This is a genomic window from Ochrobactrum teleogrylli (genome assembly GCF_037482325.1).
GTDB lineage: Bacteria > Pseudomonadota > Alphaproteobacteria > Rhizobiales > Rhizobiaceae > Brucella > Brucella teleogrylli.
This window is the reverse complement of record NZ_JBBHKQ010000002.1, coordinates 415,435-430,614: the sequence shown is the minus strand read 5'-3', so window position 1 is coordinate 430,614 and position 15,180 is coordinate 415,435. Positions and strand designations below refer to the sequence as shown.

Genomic DNA, 15,180 nt, shown 5'->3' with positions numbered 1-15,180 from the left:
TGCTTAACGCGGCCCCTGCAACAAAGCCCGGGCTACGCCTTCATTGGTGACGAGGCGATTGACATAGCCGCCGCGCAAAATGGCGCGGATGATTGGAATTTTATTGAGACCACCAGAAACAAGAACCGAGACGGGTTTGAGTTTCAGCTTGTCCGGCGGCAGGGCGATAATTGAATCATTGAGAAAATGTTCGATCGGTCGTCCCCGAGCGTCGAGAAAGCAGCCCATGAATTCTCCGACTGCGCCAAGTTTCAGCACCGTATCGAGATTATCTTTGACAACCCGGATATGTGTCAGCGACGTTTCTTGCGTCAGCGGGCCGCACGAAACAAGCCCGATATCGGCAATCTCAGTTCTGGCCAGAACATCGGTCAGCTCATCATTGAGCAGCAGCGCATTGCGGCTTTCCGGGTTTGCGCAATAGATCGGCGCGGTTAGGTAGTGACATTCCACGCCCAATGCGCGGGCAAAATCCGTTGCCACTTCGAACGTGTTTGTCGCTGAACCGCTGGTGACGCCGCCAGTTAATCCGACAACCCAGCTCTCGGGCTTGGGACGCAGATGGAGCCTGCGAACCGCAAAGCTCAAGGTTCTGCCAGAGCCGATCCCGACGCCCATGTCGCGCCCTTCAATCAGTTCCGACGCCATTGTGCCTGCGGCTTCGCCGATAACCCGCTTCTGCTCGATATAATCGTTGAGATCGGGCACGACGACCGCCTCGACCAGATCGTATCGCGCCGCAACCTTCTCAGCCAGTTCAATGCAGTCGGTCAATGGCAGGTTGACGTTGACCTGCACCTGTCCCGACTCGCGCACATGCCCGATGATCTTGTTGACCTTGAGCCGGGTGATGTTCATCCGCTGTGCAATTTCTTGCTGGGTCTGCCCACCGATAAAATAGAGCCAGGCAACGCGCGCGCGTTCCAGCTCGTCATCCAGCGATCCGAAATTCTCGTTCATTTCCGTGCCTTGCACATTGCGCGCGCCTTCAGCTGCCATCCGTCTCGAAACAGTATCTCCACTCATAGCAGGCATATCAATGCTGGCAACCGGCCAGTTTCGCAATGGCAGGAAGCATGTTCAGGCATGGAATGGAACATGACTTCTTTCAAAGGCGGTATCGGGGCAATGAGGCGGCGACTCGCTTTGCAACACGATGCGGCCCGGAATCCCCGGAAAGGAGCTATGTCGCCGAAACATAGTAATTACAAGGAGATGGCTAATTGCCAACGATCACGAAATAAAAAAATTGCACACAAAATCACATTTAAATCGTTATAATGTTATAGCCACGTTGTTAATATCTCAGGATGATGTTAGTGGGCTCAGGCCTGCTGACCTTTCTCACGAATATGCGTGCGGCAGGCAAAAAATCAGTGATTGGCAAGGAGGTTGCCGCCATGAATTTCGGCTCGCCCTTATCCGACATGCTGCAACTGGCAAACTGCATCGGAGAGAAAGTGATTGGCACGAACTGCTTCGGCGCTTCCGCGTCGATGCTCGGCGAAATTTCTTCTGGAGCAAGGTGAATAATAATGGCTGGCAATTTTGCGCCGCTGGTTCTGGCTGGCGATAATGACCGCGTCGAGGCTGATACCGTTGGAGACTATCTCGATGGCTGGGCAGGGCAAGACGTTCTGCGACTGGCGACAGCCAATGCGATCAAGGCCATTCTCGCGGGGTCGAGCAGGCTCGCTGGGCGCATTGCACGCGGTTCGTTGCCGGGTGATCCGGGAAAGCTTGTTGGCGTCAACAGCGATCAGGATCAGCAGAAAAGCATCGATGTCGGTTCGCACAATCTGTTTGTTGATTTGCTGATCGAAGCGGGTGCGGCCTCCGTTTTATCGGAAGAAGCCGATCTGCCCGTGGCAGGCAAGGCTGATGGTCTGATTGCGGTTGCCATCGACCCGCTGGACGGTTCCGGCAATGTTGGTCTCGGCGCGCCGCTTGGCACGATTTTCTCGTTCTTCCCCGCTGATACGGACGAACCCTTCCTGCAGCCGGGCAACAGGCAGATTGCAGCAGGATATGTATCCTACGGCAATTCTGTCGATCTCTGCTTTTCGGTTGGCGATGGCGTGATTTTCGCCACCTTCGATCCGGCGAGCGAACTATTCCAGATTACGCGCCGCAACGTGACTCTGCCGGAACGCGCGTCGGATATTGCGTTCAATGCATCCGTTCAGCGGCATCTTTCTGCGGGCATGCAGGCCTATGTGAATGACGTCTTCCTCGGTAAGGACGGGCCGCGCGGTCGCAATTTCAACATGCGCTGGCTCGGCGCGGCCGTTGGCGACATGCATCGCATCATGCAGCGCGGTGGCCTCTTCTTCTATGTGGATGATCGCCGTGCGGGCTACGAAAAGGGCCGCCTGCGGCTCGTTTATGAAGCAAATCCGATCGCTTTCCTTTGCCGGGAAGCAGGCGGAAAAGCAACCAACGGTTCGACCGCTATTCTTGATATTCTGCCGCAATCCTACCATGAGCGAAGCGCGCTCGTGTTTGGCGTTGCTGAAGAGGTGGATGTTCTGGGTGAATATTACGCGCGTGAGCGCATCTGACCGCGACTGGTAGGGAGACTGAAAAATGGCACGCATCACACTGCGTCAATTGCTCGATCATGCAGCCGAAAAAGGCTATGGCGTTCCGGCATTCAACATCAACAATATGGAGCAGGCGCTGGCGATCATGGAAGCGGCAAATGCCGTCGATGCGCCGGTTATCTTGCAGGCATCCCGCGGTGCGCGTTCTTATGCCAATGATATCATGCTCCGCCACATGATGGATGCAGTGACGGAAATCTATCCGCATATTCCGGTTTGCGTCCATCTCGATCACGGCAATGAAGCTGCTACCTGCATGACGGCCATCCAGGCCGGGTTCACCTCGGTGATGATGGACGGCTCGCTTAAAGCTGACGGCAAGACGCCTGCCGATTGGGACTATAACGTCTCGGTCACCCGCCGCGTCAGCGAAATGTCGCATCTCGGCGGTATTTCGGTGGAAGGTGAACTGGGTGTTCTCGGTTCGCTGGAAACCGGCATGGGTGATGCGGAAGACGGCCACGGCGCGGAAGGCAAGCTCTCGCACGATCAGCTTCTGACCGATCCGGATGAAGCGGTGAAATTCGTCCGCGAAACCAAGGTCGATGCACTGGCAATTGCCATGGGCACCTCGCACGGCGCATATAAGTTCAGCCGCAAGCCGGACGGTTCCGTGCTGGCCATGAATGTGATCGAAGAAATTCATCGCAAGCTGCCGAACACGCATCTTGTCATGCATGGTTCGTCGTCTGTGCCGGAAGACCTTCAGGAAATCATCAACAAGTTCGGCGGCAAGATGAAGCCGACCTGGGGTGTGCCGGTCGAGGAAATCCAGCGCGGCATCAAGCACGGTGTGCGCAAGATCAATATCGACACGGATAACCGCATGGCAATGACCGGCCAGATCCGCCGCATCCTGCAGGAAGACCCAAGCGAGTTCGACCCGCGCAAATATCTGAAGCCAGCGATGGCCGCGATGACCAAGCTTTGCAAGGATCGTTTCGAGCAGTTCGGCACCGCCGGACATGCATCTTCGATCCGTCCGATCCCGCTAGCCGATATGGCGAAGCGCTATCTTGATGGTTCTCTCGATCCGAAATTCAGCTAAGCTTTTAGCTTGCTGTAAAAATAAAAGCGGACGGTTTCCCGTCCGCTTTTTTTGTCGTGTTCTGACGAATAAATCAGCACTTGTTGTACTTGGCGTCGACATCGTTGATGGCGTTCACGTTTCCAGCCGAGCGACCGTTTTCGTCAAAGGTCTGGGCGAGGAATGCATCGGCGATGGTCTTGGCGACTTCCGATCCGATCACGCGCGCGCCCATGGTGATGATCTGGGCGTTGTTCGACAAGGCGGCGCGTTCAGCCGAATAGGTGTCATGCGTCAGCGCTGCGCGAATGCCGGGAACCTTGTTGGCCGCGATGCAGACGCCGATACCGGTGCCACAGACGAGAATGGCGCGGTCATAGGTGCCGTCCAGAACAGCCGATGCAACGCGGTCGGAAAGATTGGCGTAGAACGCGTCGGCGCCAGCCTCGGTGCGCGAGATTTCCGAAACCTCGAAACGGTCCTTGAGGTGGTCGGCGAGAACCTTGGCCAGACCTTCGCCAGCGCTGTCTCCTGCTACTGCAATTTTCATGATCTCACTCCTTAACTAGTCTGAATTCTCAATTCACTTGAATCTTGGCTGCGCATTTGGCCAGAATGTCGAGATAGCCCTCGACGTTCCAGGCGGAGCGTCCGATGAAGAGGCCATCAATATGCGGGCAGGCGATCAGTTCTTCGCAGTTGCCGGGATTGACTGAGCCGCCGTAAAGGCAGGGAACGCGGCGACCGACAATGCCTTCAGCGACGGCGATAATTTCTGCCTGTCGGGCATCGGCATAGTCGGCGGAAGCGGGAATGCCGTTTTCGCCGATGGCCCAGACGGGCTCATAAGCGAACAGGATTTCGGCCTGCTTTTGCTCGTCCGACAATTTGGACAGCGCGCCGCGCACTTCTTCCGCGAGAACCTCTGCCGCCCGACCGCTTTCACGGTCCTCCAAGGTCTCGCCGATGCAGATCAGCGGGATCAGCCCGTGGCGCACCGCAGCTTCAACCTTGAGGCCAACAGTCTCGTTGGTCTCGCCGAAATGCTCGCGCCGCTCGGAATGGCCGAGTTCCACAATGTCGAGATTGCAGTCTTTGAGCATCAGCGGAGAAATTTCACCGGTCCATGCGCCTTTATCAGCCCAATGCATGTTTTGTGCGCCGACCTTTACGGATGTGTCGGACAGGATTTCCTTCACTTCGCGCACAGCCGTGAACGGTGGAATGATGAAACGCTGAATATCAGCAGATCGTTCGCCGTCAGCGGCCTTCAGCGCGTCGGCAAAGGCCCGCGCTTCCGCCAGCGTCTTGTTCATTTTCCAGCTCGTTCCAACCCAAAATCTGGCCATGCCCAAATGCTCTTTCCTAGTCTGCTATTGTCAGTTTGATCCCAGCCTGTTCCAGCTCGGCTGTGATTTCGCGGCCAGGGGATGTATCGGTGATGATGGCATCGAAATCGGCGAGGTCGGCCATGACATGTAACGCGGGACGCCCGAAGCGCTGATGATTGACCAGAAGGCAGGTGCGTGTCGCCGAAGCGGTCATTGCGCGTTTGGTGCGCACAACATTTTCGTCCATATGGTAGACGAGCCTGCCATTGACGGCGGGTGTCGAAATGAACGCGATGTCGGCACTCAGATGCGACAGTGCCTCTTCCGTCAGCAGGCCGAAAAAAGCGTTGAACTTGGGCGAGAAAACACCGCCGAGAGCAATGAGATTGATCCCGCTTTCGCCTTTCAGCTCATCGATGATGACCGCGTTATTGGTGATGACGGTCAGCGGCCGCTTTTCGGGAAAAAGCCCGCCCAGAACCGCAGCCGTGGAACCGTCATTGATCATGACGGTCATGCCCGGCTCGATCAGTTCCAGTGCCGCTCTGGCCATCTGAAGCTTGGCTTCATTGTCCTGGCGCACGCGAAATCGAAAATCGCTTTCGAATTGCGAGCCTGCATCCATTGTCGCGCCGCCACGAACCTTGCGCAAAACACCAGATTCTTCCAGCGAATCCAGATCGCGATGGATTGTCATTTTGGACACGGCAAAGCGATCCGACAGATCGTCAAGATCGACGGACTGATTTTCAATCAGTAAATTTATGATCGCCTGTCTTCTGTCGTCGCGCTTCACGCTTGTGTCCGATCTGTCTCGCGAAACATTCAACGACGATAAATCACAAAATCACAAAAAAATCTACAATAAATGTGATTTTGTGACATTTTCACGTTCGCTATTCGACGAGGAATTTGGCTGTGCGCTCATCGGTGATCAGGCCGTAAAGACGCCCGCTTTTCAGGACTGCTCGAATGGCTTCGGCTTTCGGCAAGCCGCCCGCAAGGGCGATAATGCGGCTCATATCCGCGTTTTCAACCGACGCGGCGATGGTGCGTGCGGTGAGACCGGTTTCCAGTCGCTTGCCATTAGCATCGAAGAAATGTCCGAGCATTTCGCCGACGCCACCGAGATAGGCGATTTCTTCGACTTCGGCGAGTTCGATCATGCCGGATGTCACGAGTTGCGCCTGCGAATCCACAGTGCCGATCCCGACTATTTTCAATTCTGCCCGGCATCCCATATCGAAAACAGTGGTGACGCCGCGCTGGGCAAGCAGCACTTCGCGATCTTCAGCCGTGTTGGCGAAGAACGGCACCGGCATCACATAAGCGGGCATGCCGGTTTTTTCCGCGATGCGATGCATCACGTCATGGGGATTGGCGGCGAAATTGCGTGTAAGGCCGCCGAGAAGCGAGACAAAGCGCAAATCATTTGCCACAACGCGCGGCATATAGTTGACCGCAGCCGACAGGGTGCGGCCATGGCCGATACCGATTACCTCATGGTCGCCATGTTCGATTTCGCGGCGAAGAAAATCCGCGCCCGCGTGGCCAAGCGCGGTGAGGGGCAGGCCTTCCTCACCGATATCGGGTACGACTTCGCAATAATCGAGATCGTATCGATCTGCGAGACGGTTCTCCAGATCGATACACTCGGTAATGTCGCCGTCGATGGTGACCTTGACGGCACCATCCGCAACCGCCTTGGCGATGAGACGATGCGCCTTCACGGAAGGTAGCCCGAGGCGCTTGGCAACAGCCGACTGGGTCATGCCTGCAACAAAGTGGAGCCAGGCTGCACGAAGGGCGAGGGAATCGTCTGCATCTGCCATTTCGAGCTGTCCGGTCCCTTCGCAGGTCAGGCGCGTTTTAATCTGATCTTATCAGAGGCGCGCGCCTTAAGGTCTTTCACTTGAAGCATTATCCTGTCGAACGTCGTGGTGCTTCGGTCGGATTCTGCCGTTCTTTATATCTTCAAATCCTTGACGCCGGTGTCAATGTGCGGGGCCCAGAAAGCCACACTTTCCGCAATCTGCGGAATGACTTCGCGGTCGTTCGGTTCGCGTTCCTTGAATGAAAGTTCAAGGCAGATTTCATTGTCTTGGGCACCGCCCTCGGCGAAAGCCTTCAGCAAAGGTTCCGGCTGAATGCGACCCTTGGCGTTGAAGGCCGCGGTGAACGGACGATGGCCGCCCTTATCCATCAGGCTCTGCTTGATGTGGATGATCGGCGAAACTTTTGGCACCGCGCGTGCCCAGGCATAGGGGTCAAAGTCGTCCGGATTGGCCGATGTGACATCGCCGTGGTCGATATCCGCCATCATCCACATCGGGATCGTCATATGTGCAGCGGTCAGGCGATCCTGAAGTTTCATGCATTCGGCGATGGTTTCGCCGAATTCCCGACCGATACTCATCGGCTCCCAGAACACATAATCCAAACCGGCACCGGCTGCATGGTCGGCCACTTCCGCCCAGCAGTCGATTGCAATGTCTATAAGCTCCTCGCGACGCGCGGGATTGTCAAAGTCTTTATAGGTGAAGATCGCAAACTGTGTGCCGACCGATTTGCCGCCAAGGTCGCCGATAATATCGGCAAAGGTCTTGAACCAATCGACATAATAGTGGCGCACTTCGCGGTCGGGATGGCCGAAATGATTGAGGCGACCATAGGGGCCGGTCATGCCCGATGTCACGCGAACGCCTGTCCGCTGCAAGGCCTTGTCCATTGCGCGCGTCAGACGGCGGATCGTGGAGGCCTGCCAGCTGGGATTGATGAATTCATGGGTCAGCTGAAGATCGCGGAGGCGCAGATCGCGGGCCACTGTTTCGATTAGATCATCAGGCTCGGCAAAGCGATTGACCAGCGGGTTGGTGTTCAAAGAGAGCGTAAGGGCCATGTCGTCCTCAGGCAGCAATATGTGTGTTGTCGAACCACTCCGTGACGGCAGCGCGTTCGGCTTCAGTCAGATGCAGGTAGTGCTTGGTGCGGCGGTAGAGAATATCTTGTGCCGTCTTCGCCCATTCTTTTGCGACCAGATAGCGAATTTCGGCCTCGTAAAGATTGCCGCCAAAATGGCGGCCAAGACCTGAAAGTCCAACCGCACCGGCGACGACATCCTTGGTCCGCGCGCCATAAAGGCGACCGTAATGGTGCACAAGCTGACGGGGCATCCAAGGATAGCTGTCGCGCAAACTATTGGCGAAGGTTTCGTAATCGGCGTTGGGTATTTCACCGCCGGGTAGCGGCGCGCCATGCGTCCAGTCGCCCCCCATATTGGGGAAAATATGCTTCAGGCGGTGCATGCCGCGCTCGGCCAATTCTCGGAATGTCGTGATTTTACCGCCGAACACGTTCAGAAGGGGTGCATCGTTGGTTTCATCCAGGTCGAAGACATAGTCGCGCGTGACAGCCGAAGGGTTGCCCTTGCCGTCATCGAACAATGGACGCACGCCTGAGAATGCGTGCAACACATCTTCCCGGCGCAGCTTTTCCTTGAAATAGCGATTGACCGCAGCGAGCAGATAATCGATTTCCTTTTCATCTGCGGCAACGTCTTCCGCGCGGCCCTCATAGGCAATGTCTGTGGTGCCGATCAGCGCCTTGTCGCCTTCATAAGGGTTGATGAAAATCACGCGCTTGTCGTGGTTCTGAACGAGATAGGCATTCGAACCGGCCCAGAATTTGGGCACGATGATATGGCTACCCTTGACCAGACGCACATTCCGGCTTGAGTTCGATCCGGCCACATTGTGGATAACATCCGTTACCCAGGGGCCTGCGCAATTGACGATGCAGCGGGCGCGGAAGCTGCGGTTTTCGCCTGTATCGCGGTTGCGCGTTTCAACGATCCAGCCGCCTTTTTCGCGGCGCGCCGACACAGCCGGCGTGCGGGTGAGGATGGTCGCTCCTTTTTCAGCGGCGCCCAGCGCATTGAGCGCGACAAGCCGGGCGTCATCGACCCAACAGTCTGAATATTCGAAGCCCTTGGTATATTGGTCGAGGATCGGTGTGCCTTCCGGGTCGCGCCTGAGATCGAGCGTGCGGGTGCCGGGAAGTTTCTTGCGTCCGCCGAGATGATCGTAGAGAAACAAGCCAAGCCGCACGAGCCAAGCCGGACGATCCTGCGGGCTGTGGGGCAAAACGAAACGCATCGGCCAGATGATGTGCGGCGCCGCGTTGAGCAGCACTTCGCGTTCGATCAGCGCTTCCCGAACAAGACGGAATTCGTAATATTCCAGATAGCGCAGGCCGCCATGGACAAGTTTACCGGAACGTGACGAAGTGCCTTCCGCCAGATCGTCCTTTTCGGCCAGAACGACCTTGAGACCGCGCCCGGCAGCATCGCGCGCAACGCCTGCGCCATTGATGCCGCCGCCAATCACAAACAGGTCACAAGTTTCCGTCTCAGCCATAGCATGCTCCTTGGAATGCCGATGTTTCGGCACGTCTCATCATATTGCGCCAATCCGCCCGGCCTTACCTGTCGGCGGCCAGTTGGTCCCAAACCGGCGACAGCGCCAGCCGGGATTCCCGATAGGCGAGATAAAGCTCTTCATAATGCCGTGCGCGGGAAGCGTCGGGTGCTTCCGGGGGTCCAAGCAGAGGCTCCACCCATTCGGCGATACAGTCATCCATCGTCGCATAGGCCCCAATGGCGACAGCCGCCATCATCGCCGCACCGGCGGCGCCAGCTTCCTCGCGGGAGGAAACGCGAACCGGCGCATTGACGGAAGCGCTGAGTGTGCTGCGCAAAGCGCGTGATCGCGCGGCGCCGCCCGTGATGCGCAGTTCGGCTGGCATGTCGCCCATGGCGGCATAACATTCGCGCGTTGCCATGCCCAGTCCTTCGACCACGGATCGCACCAGTTCGGGGAAACGATCACGGCTCGAAAGACCGATGAGGCTTGCGCGCGCGCTGGCATTGACGAAAGGTCCGCGTTCTCCTGCCTCTGAAATATACGGATGATAGAGGATTGCACCCGGGCGGCTTGCATTGAACCATACGTCGAGGCGCGGGATAAGGTCATTCAGCGAAACAGGCTTGTCCGGTGTGGACATGAGGTCGGCGGCCACCTGCAATATCCAGTCGATATTGATCGTCGCGCCCATATTGGTCTGAACTTGCGTCACAATGCCGGGAATTGGCAATGCGATAACATAGCCGGTGCCTTCCCGATTGAGGTGAATGTCTGCGACCCGCTTTGCGCGCATATGCACGCCTGTGGAGCCAATGGTGGAGCAGCCAGCATCGGAGGCTCCGCCACGAACGCCAGCACCGAGTGCAGTCATGGCCATGTCCACATAGCCGAGGCTGACGGGCGTTCCGGCCAGCAAGCCGGTTGCGGCTGCCGCCTCTGCACTCAACGGATGCATGGTCTGTGTGCCGTCGATGATTTCAGGCAGAAGCTTGCGGCGTTTTTGCAGGCCCAGTGCTTCAATGACGACATCGTCATATTGGCGGTTGCGAAAATTGCCGAAGGTGAAGCTTGCTTCCGATGGGTCGGTGGCCCGAATGCCGGTGAGGTTCAGATAGAGCCAGTCCTTGCAGTGAAGCGCGACCTCGGTCTGGTCGAGCAGTTCTGGCGCAACGCTATCCATATGCGCCATCTGCGAGCCTTGTTGGCATGTATTGAGCCCCGTGCCTGTCGCTTCGAAGCGCGCACGGTTCATGGGGCCAGCGGCAAGCCGCGTCACCGTTGTGGCGGCGCGCGCGTCGAGCCAGATCCAGGCATCGGTAACGGGCTGGTTGTTTTTGCCGACAAGCCAAGTGCCGTCGCCCTGGCCGGTGACGGCGATCGCCGCCGCGCGCTCGCGCAGGTTGGGAACTTTTTCTGCAAGGCCGAGCAGGGCGCTGGCGCAATCTTTCCAGGTTTGTGACAGGGACTGGGTCACTGCACCGTGATCGCCGGTATCGTATTTGTTGCGTACGGCGGCAGACTCGATCTGGTGTCCGTTGAAATCAAACGCGACTGCTTTGAGAACGGATGTGCCAGCATCGATCCCGATGATGAGATCACCTTTATGACGCATGGCCGCTACACGTATTTATCGACATCTGGATTCCTCCCGCGACTGAAATGCGTCGCCGCAACCCTGTTTTTAATGAAATCGGGCATTCGCGTTTAACTGAGATAACATAGCGGCTCGGCAATGTCTGTAAAATTTTTATGTGTACGAATTATTTTTCACAAACTTGTTAGCCGAAGGGAAACCACTTCGAGAAGTGAGGCGATTTTCGACCCTTTGGCAGCAGGAAATCGTTCGCGTAGGATGATATAATATATTGAAATATAATAGTATTTTGATGAATCGATCTGAGCGAAGCTTAAGCCTAGATCCGGTCGTCAACAGCCGCGATGGCTTTTAAATATGTGGATTGAGACAGTCGTTTCTGGTGCCATAACGGGCGGATTTCTCGCCGAAACACGAACTTCCTCTGCCTGTTCCAAAACATCGGATTGACAGTTATCTATGTTTATAACATCATAATTGGAGTTAATAACACGTCGCTATCATAATGCATGGGGCGATGCCTGTTTCCAGTAGGCACGGAGGAGCGGAGCCCTGGGACCGCGTGGAGGATGTCATGATTTTGTCCATTGTCCCGGTTGCCGCGCGAGTGGAGAATTTCGCTGGCCCGATCTGACCGCAGGGCTATTCGCAAACAGGTGAGTGTTCACGGCGGCCAGAACTGGCCGCGATCCGTTCCGACAATTCGGCAGGTTTGAATAATGAGTGCACAGACTAATCAAGTTTCGCGAGCTTCGCCCAAGCAAATCCGCGCCATTCTTTGGAGTGTGATTGCGGCTGTGGTCGTTATAGGCGCGATTGGCTTCGATACGAAGATCGTCAAGATCGGTTCTGATTCCGATGTGCGTCAGCAGGCATTTTCGCCTGAGGCTTATGGCGCTTCAGAGTTTCCGAAGGTGAAGTCGAGCATTATCGAACGTGCCGCCGATGCAGCCGAAGTTGGAACGGCGCTTGCAGCCGACAAGGCTGCGGCCGGCAAGAAATATGGTGTTGGCAGCGTCAATCCAGTCATTCCTGTGAAGTTCACCGGCGTGGTTGAAGAGCGCAAATCGAACTATAATGTGATCAAGGTTGATGGCTTGCCAGAAGGTATGGCGATCCGGGTCCAGACCGGTCCCGCCGTCAATGGCACGGATTTGCGCGATGCGACCGGCACAATCGAATTTGGTCAGTTCAAGAACCAGATCGAGTTCCAGAATGCAGGTTCTGCGCTCAACAACGAAATGAAGAAGCAGGTTCTGCAAGGCGTGGATGCCGACAATCTCGTCGGCAAGACGGTTTCGGTGACCGGCGTGTTCAAGCTCGTCAATCCAAAGAACTGGCTCGTGACGCCGGTAGAGTTCGCAGTCAAATGAGCGCGGCACCAACAATCGAAAATCCCGGAATTGAAGGCAAGAACGGGGATGTCGTTCTGGCCGCGCAGAATGTCGCCAAATCCTATGGCCGCATTCACGCTCTCAAGGGTGTGAATTTCGAGATACGTCGCGGCCAGGTCACCACGCTTTTCGGCGAAAACGGCGCCGGCAAGTCGACTTTGATGAAGGTGCTGTCGGGAGTTATTCAGCCGACATCCGGCACGATTGTGCTGTACGGCGAACCGGTGACATTCAATTCGTCGACGGAAGCGCGTGACCGAGGCATCTCGATCATCCATCAGGAACTGAGCCTCGCACCCAACATGAATGTGCGTGACAATATCTTCATGGGGCGTGAAATCCGCACGCCGACTGGCGTAAATTTCGCCGAAGAAGAACGCCTCACGCGCGAACTCATGAAGGAACTGGAAGAAGATATCGACCCGCTGACACCGGTAGAAGAATTGCGTCTCGGCCAGCAGCAGATTGTGGAAATCGCCCGGGCTCTTTCGGTCAATTCCCGCATTCTCATCATGGATGAACCGACCTCCGCATTGAGTGCATCGGAAGTCGAGGTGCTGTTCAAGGTCATCCGCGATCTGACATCGCGTGGCGTTGCGATTGTCTATATCTCGCACCATCTCGAAGAAGCGCTACAGATCACCAATCATGCCGTCGTGCTGCGCGATGGAACGATGACGGCCTATGCGCCTCGCAACGAAATAGATCTGGAATGGATCGTTCGTAACATGGTGGGTGAGAATTTCGATCTTGGGTCTCCTCCAACCGGATATGAATGGGGGGACGTTGCTCTTTCCGTAGAGAACCTGACGGTTCCAGATCCTGCTGGCGCGGATTTCGCGCTGGTCGATCGGCTGTCGCTCGATGTGCGGGCAGGCGAAATCGTTTGCATCTATGGGCTGATGGGTGCGGGCCGCACCGAGCTTCTGGAAACGGTTGCCGGTCGTTTGAAGGCCAGTGACGGTCGTGTGCTTCTCAAGGGCATCGACGTCTCGGGTCTTTCCATCGCCCAACGCATCGAAAAGGGGCTGGTTTTGGTTCCGGAAGATCGCCAGCGTGATGGTCTGGTCCAGACGATGACTGTCGGAAAGAACCTGTCACTGGCCAGCATAGCCGAGATCACCAAAGGCCTCTTCACGTCCCGAAAGAGCGAGAAGAACATCATCGATCAGTCGATCAAAAATGTTCATATCAAGACCGATGGGGGTGACGCGGCGATCGGGTCGTTGTCCGGCGGTAATCAGCAGAAGGTCGTGATCGGCAAGATGCTGGCCACCGAGCCCGAAGTGATCCTGCTGGATGAACCGAGCCGGGGCATCGACATCGGCGCGAAGGCAGAGGTGTTCAAGTTGCTGGCCGAGAAAGCCAAGCAGGGGCTGGCGGTCATTTATACGACTTCCGAAGTTGGTGAATGCCTCAGCATTGCTCATCGCATCATCGTCATGCATCGCGGGCGCATCTCAGCCGAATTTGGTTCGGATGTCTCCAAGGAGAAGATCATGGCCGCCTCGGGCGAAGCCATGGTTGGTCATTGAGAAACTGCTGCATGTCTTCGGTTTTCGAGCGGGCATGCGCAAGTCGAAAAGTTCGAGCACCTGATCTGATGTTACCAGATCGCTGGAATGCTTTAGTTATGGAGCACTGATAGAATGTCAGTCACGAGCACAAAAGACAAAGCGGCAACCCCAGGCGGGGCGAAGCGGAAAACCAATATCGTGCATCTGCTGCTCGAAGGTCGTGCATTTTTTGCTTTGATCGCAATCATCGCTGCCTTTTCGTTCCTGTCGCCCTATTATTTCACGGTCGACAATTTCCTCATCATGTCTTCGCATGTGGCCATTTTCGGGTTGCTGGCGATTGGCATGTTGCTGGTGATCCTGAATGGCGGCATCGATCTTTCCGTCGGTTCCACACTGGGGCTTGCAGGCGTCGTTGCGGGTTTCCTGATGCAGGGCGTGACGCTGCAGGAATTCGGCATCATTCTGTATTTCCCTGTCTGGGCCGTGGTCATCATCACCTGTGCATTGGGGGCGTTTGTCGGCGCTGTTAATGGCGTGCTGATTGCCTATCTGCGGGTTCCAGCCTTCGTGGCCACGCTTGGCGTGCTCTATTGTGCTCGCGGTGTCGCCTTGCTGATGACGAATGGTCTGACCTACAACAATCTTGGTGGCCGTCCGGAACTGGGGAATACCGGCTTTGATTGGCTCGGTTTCAACACACTTTTCGGCGTTCCGATTGGCGTTTTGGTTCTGGCTGTGCTGGCGATCATCTGCGCGGTCGTTCTCAATCGCACTGCGTTCGGTCGCTGGCTCTATGCTTCGGGTGGAAACGAGCGGGCGGCAGAACTTTCGGGTGTTCCGGTCAAGCGGGTCAAGATTTCCGTTTATGTGATTTCGGGCATCTGCGCTGCCATTGCCGGTCTCGTCCTGTCGTCGCAGCTGACCTCTGCCGGTCCAACCGCCGGTACAACCTACGAATTGACGGCAATCGCGGCTGTCGTCATCGGCGGCGCGGCGCTGACAGGCGGACGCGGCACCATTCAGGGTACGCTGCTCGGCGCCTTCGTTATCGGCTTCCTCTCCGACGGTCTGGTGATCATCGGCGTATCCTCCTATTGGCAGACCGTCTTTACCGGCGCGGTGATCGTGCTCGCGGTTCTGCTCAACAGCATTCAATACTCCCGACGATAGGAATAGGGCCAGGTCCGATTTCGGATGGGCCGTATTCCAAGGGCGTATCGAAAGGTTCCAAGACGGCGATCAACCTCAAAAGCCTCGCCCAATGGAAATGATACCCGCCGGGCAACCGGC

Annotated in this window: 14 protein-coding genes; 6 read left to right on the top strand and 8 right to left on the bottom strand. The window is 56.4% G+C overall.

Translation table 11 applies throughout. The annotated features are described in order from the left end of the window. Positions 1–3 precede the first annotated feature (3 nt). Positions 4–999 carry a sugar-binding transcriptional regulator gene (locus WIX40_RS19605; protein WP_339441572.1) on the bottom strand — a complete coding sequence of 332 codons (996 nt, stop codon included), beginning with the start codon at positions 997–999 and terminating at the stop codon, positions 4–6. A 320-nt stretch (positions 1,000–1,319) separates the two neighbouring features. Here WIX40_RS19605 and WIX40_RS19600 point away from each other — a divergent pair, with 320 nt between their 5' ends. From WIX40_RS19600 to fba, 3 genes are read left to right on the top strand one after another with little or no spacing between them, the layout of a single operon-like run. Then, positions 1,320–1,529: a hypothetical protein gene (locus tag WIX40_RS19600; RefSeq protein ID WP_121538964.1), complete on the top strand. Its 210-nt coding sequence runs from the start codon at positions 1,320–1,322 to the stop codon at positions 1,527–1,529. Then, positions 1,530–2,561 carry a class 1 fructose-bisphosphatase gene (locus tag WIX40_RS19595; RefSeq protein WP_124916038.1) on the top strand — a complete coding sequence of 344 codons (1,032 nt, stop codon included), beginning with the start codon at positions 1,530–1,532 and terminating at the stop codon, positions 2,559–2,561. Between the two features lie 25 nt (positions 2,562–2,586). Further along, the gene (gene fba / locus WIX40_RS19590; RefSeq protein WP_109365861.1) at positions 2,587–3,651 is read left to right on the top strand and encodes a class II fructose-bisphosphate aldolase; all 1,065 of its coding nucleotides are present in this window, start codon (positions 2,587–2,589) and stop codon (positions 3,649–3,651) included. A 73-nt stretch (positions 3,652–3,724) separates the two neighbouring features. Here the strand turns inward: fba and derI are convergent, their stop codons facing one another. From derI to WIX40_RS19555, 7 genes are all read right to left on the bottom strand, one after another. Next, a complete protein-coding gene (derI, locus tag WIX40_RS19585; RefSeq protein WP_109365862.1) occupies positions 3,725–4,180 on the bottom strand; it encodes a D-erythrulose-4-phosphate isomerase in 456 nt (151 codons plus the stop codon). A 28-nt stretch (positions 4,181–4,208) separates the two neighbouring features. After that, complete coding sequence (locus tag WIX40_RS19580) at positions 4,209–4,979, bottom strand: triose-phosphate isomerase (protein WP_124916037.1); 771 nt, start codon at positions 4,977–4,979, stop codon at positions 4,209–4,211. A 16-nt stretch (positions 4,980–4,995) separates the two neighbouring features. After that, positions 4,996–5,757, bottom strand: a complete 762-nt coding sequence (locus tag WIX40_RS19575) for a DeoR/GlpR family DNA-binding transcription regulator (RefSeq protein WP_109365864.1) — start codon at positions 5,755–5,757, stop codon at positions 4,996–4,998. 100 nt (positions 5,758–5,857) lie between these two features. Next, positions 5,858–6,793 carry a sugar-binding transcriptional regulator gene (locus tag WIX40_RS19570; RefSeq protein ID WP_109365865.1) on the bottom strand — a complete coding sequence of 312 codons (936 nt, stop codon included), beginning with the start codon at positions 6,791–6,793 and terminating at the stop codon, positions 5,858–5,860. Positions 6,794–6,927: 134 nt separating this feature from the next. Beyond that, entirely contained in the window at positions 6,928–7,860 is a 933-nt protein-coding gene (locus WIX40_RS19565; RefSeq protein ID WP_339441568.1) for a TIM barrel protein, read from the bottom strand. A 7-nt stretch (positions 7,861–7,867) separates the two neighbouring features. Beyond that, the gene (locus tag WIX40_RS19560) at positions 7,868–9,376 is read right to left on the bottom strand and encodes a glycerol-3-phosphate dehydrogenase (RefSeq protein ID WP_339441566.1); all 1,509 of its coding nucleotides are present in this window, start codon (positions 9,374–9,376) and stop codon (positions 7,868–7,870) included. A gap of 64 nt (positions 9,377–9,440) precedes the next feature. Further along, complete coding sequence (locus WIX40_RS19555; protein ID WP_339441565.1) at positions 9,441–10,994, bottom strand: FGGY-family carbohydrate kinase; 1,554 nt, start codon at positions 10,992–10,994, stop codon at positions 9,441–9,443. 701 nt (positions 10,995–11,695) lie between these two features. On the opposite strand from WIX40_RS19555, the gene WIX40_RS19550 reads away from it, so the two are divergent. From WIX40_RS19550 to WIX40_RS19540, 3 genes are all read left to right on the top strand, one after another. Beyond that, positions 11,696–12,349, top strand: a complete 654-nt coding sequence (locus tag WIX40_RS19550; RefSeq protein ID WP_339441564.1) for a DUF2291 family protein — start codon at positions 11,696–11,698, stop codon at positions 12,347–12,349. Continuing rightward, positions 12,346–13,905, top strand: a complete 1,560-nt coding sequence (locus WIX40_RS19545) for a sugar ABC transporter ATP-binding protein (RefSeq protein WP_339441563.1) — start codon at positions 12,346–12,348, stop codon at positions 13,903–13,905. Before WIX40_RS19550 ends, WIX40_RS19545 begins: the two co-directional genes overlap by 4 nt. 114 nt (positions 13,906–14,019) lie before the next feature. Next, positions 14,020–15,060 (top strand): ABC transporter permease, encoded by a 1,041-nt coding sequence (locus WIX40_RS19540; protein ID WP_109365871.1) that lies wholly within the window; start codon positions 14,020–14,022, stop codon positions 15,058–15,060. The last annotated feature ends 120 nt before the right edge of the window (positions 15,061–15,180 follow it).

Bases quoted from the DNA above. Each gene is read 5' to 3' on its own strand.
- WIX40_RS19545 (WP_339441563.1), top strand. From the start codon at position 12,346: ATGAGCGCGGCACCAACAATCGAAAATCCCGGAATTGAAGGCAAGAAC.
- WIX40_RS19565 (WP_339441568.1), bottom strand. From the start codon at position 7,860: ATGGCCCTTACGCTCTCTTTGAACACCAACCCGCTGGTCAATCGCTTT.
- WIX40_RS19540 (WP_109365871.1), top strand. From the start codon at position 14,020: ATGTCAGTCACGAGCACAAAAGACAAAGCGGCAACCCCAGGCGGGGCG.
- WIX40_RS19580 (WP_124916037.1), bottom strand. From the start codon at position 4,979: ATGGCCAGATTTTGGGTTGGAACGAGCTGGAAAATGAACAAGACGCTG.
- WIX40_RS19560 (WP_339441566.1), bottom strand. From the start codon at position 9,376: ATGGCTGAGACGGAAACTTGTGACCTGTTTGTGATTGGCGGCGGCATC.
- derI (WP_109365862.1), bottom strand. From the start codon at position 4,180: ATGAAAATTGCAGTAGCAGGAGACAGCGCTGGCGAAGGTCTGGCCAAG.
- WIX40_RS19550 (WP_339441564.1), top strand. From the start codon at position 11,696: ATGAGTGCACAGACTAATCAAGTTTCGCGAGCTTCGCCCAAGCAAATC.
- WIX40_RS19570 (WP_109365865.1), bottom strand. From the start codon at position 6,793: ATGGCAGATGCAGACGATTCCCTCGCCCTTCGTGCAGCCTGGCTCCAC.
- WIX40_RS19555 (WP_339441565.1), bottom strand. From the start codon at position 10,994: ATGCGTCATAAAGGTGATCTCATCATCGGGATCGATGCTGGCACATCC.
- fba (WP_109365861.1), top strand. From the start codon at position 2,587: ATGGCACGCATCACACTGCGTCAATTGCTCGATCATGCAGCCGAAAAA.
- WIX40_RS19605 (WP_339441572.1), bottom strand. From the start codon at position 999: ATGGCAGCTGAAGGCGCGCGCAATGTGCAAGGCACGGAAATGAACGAG.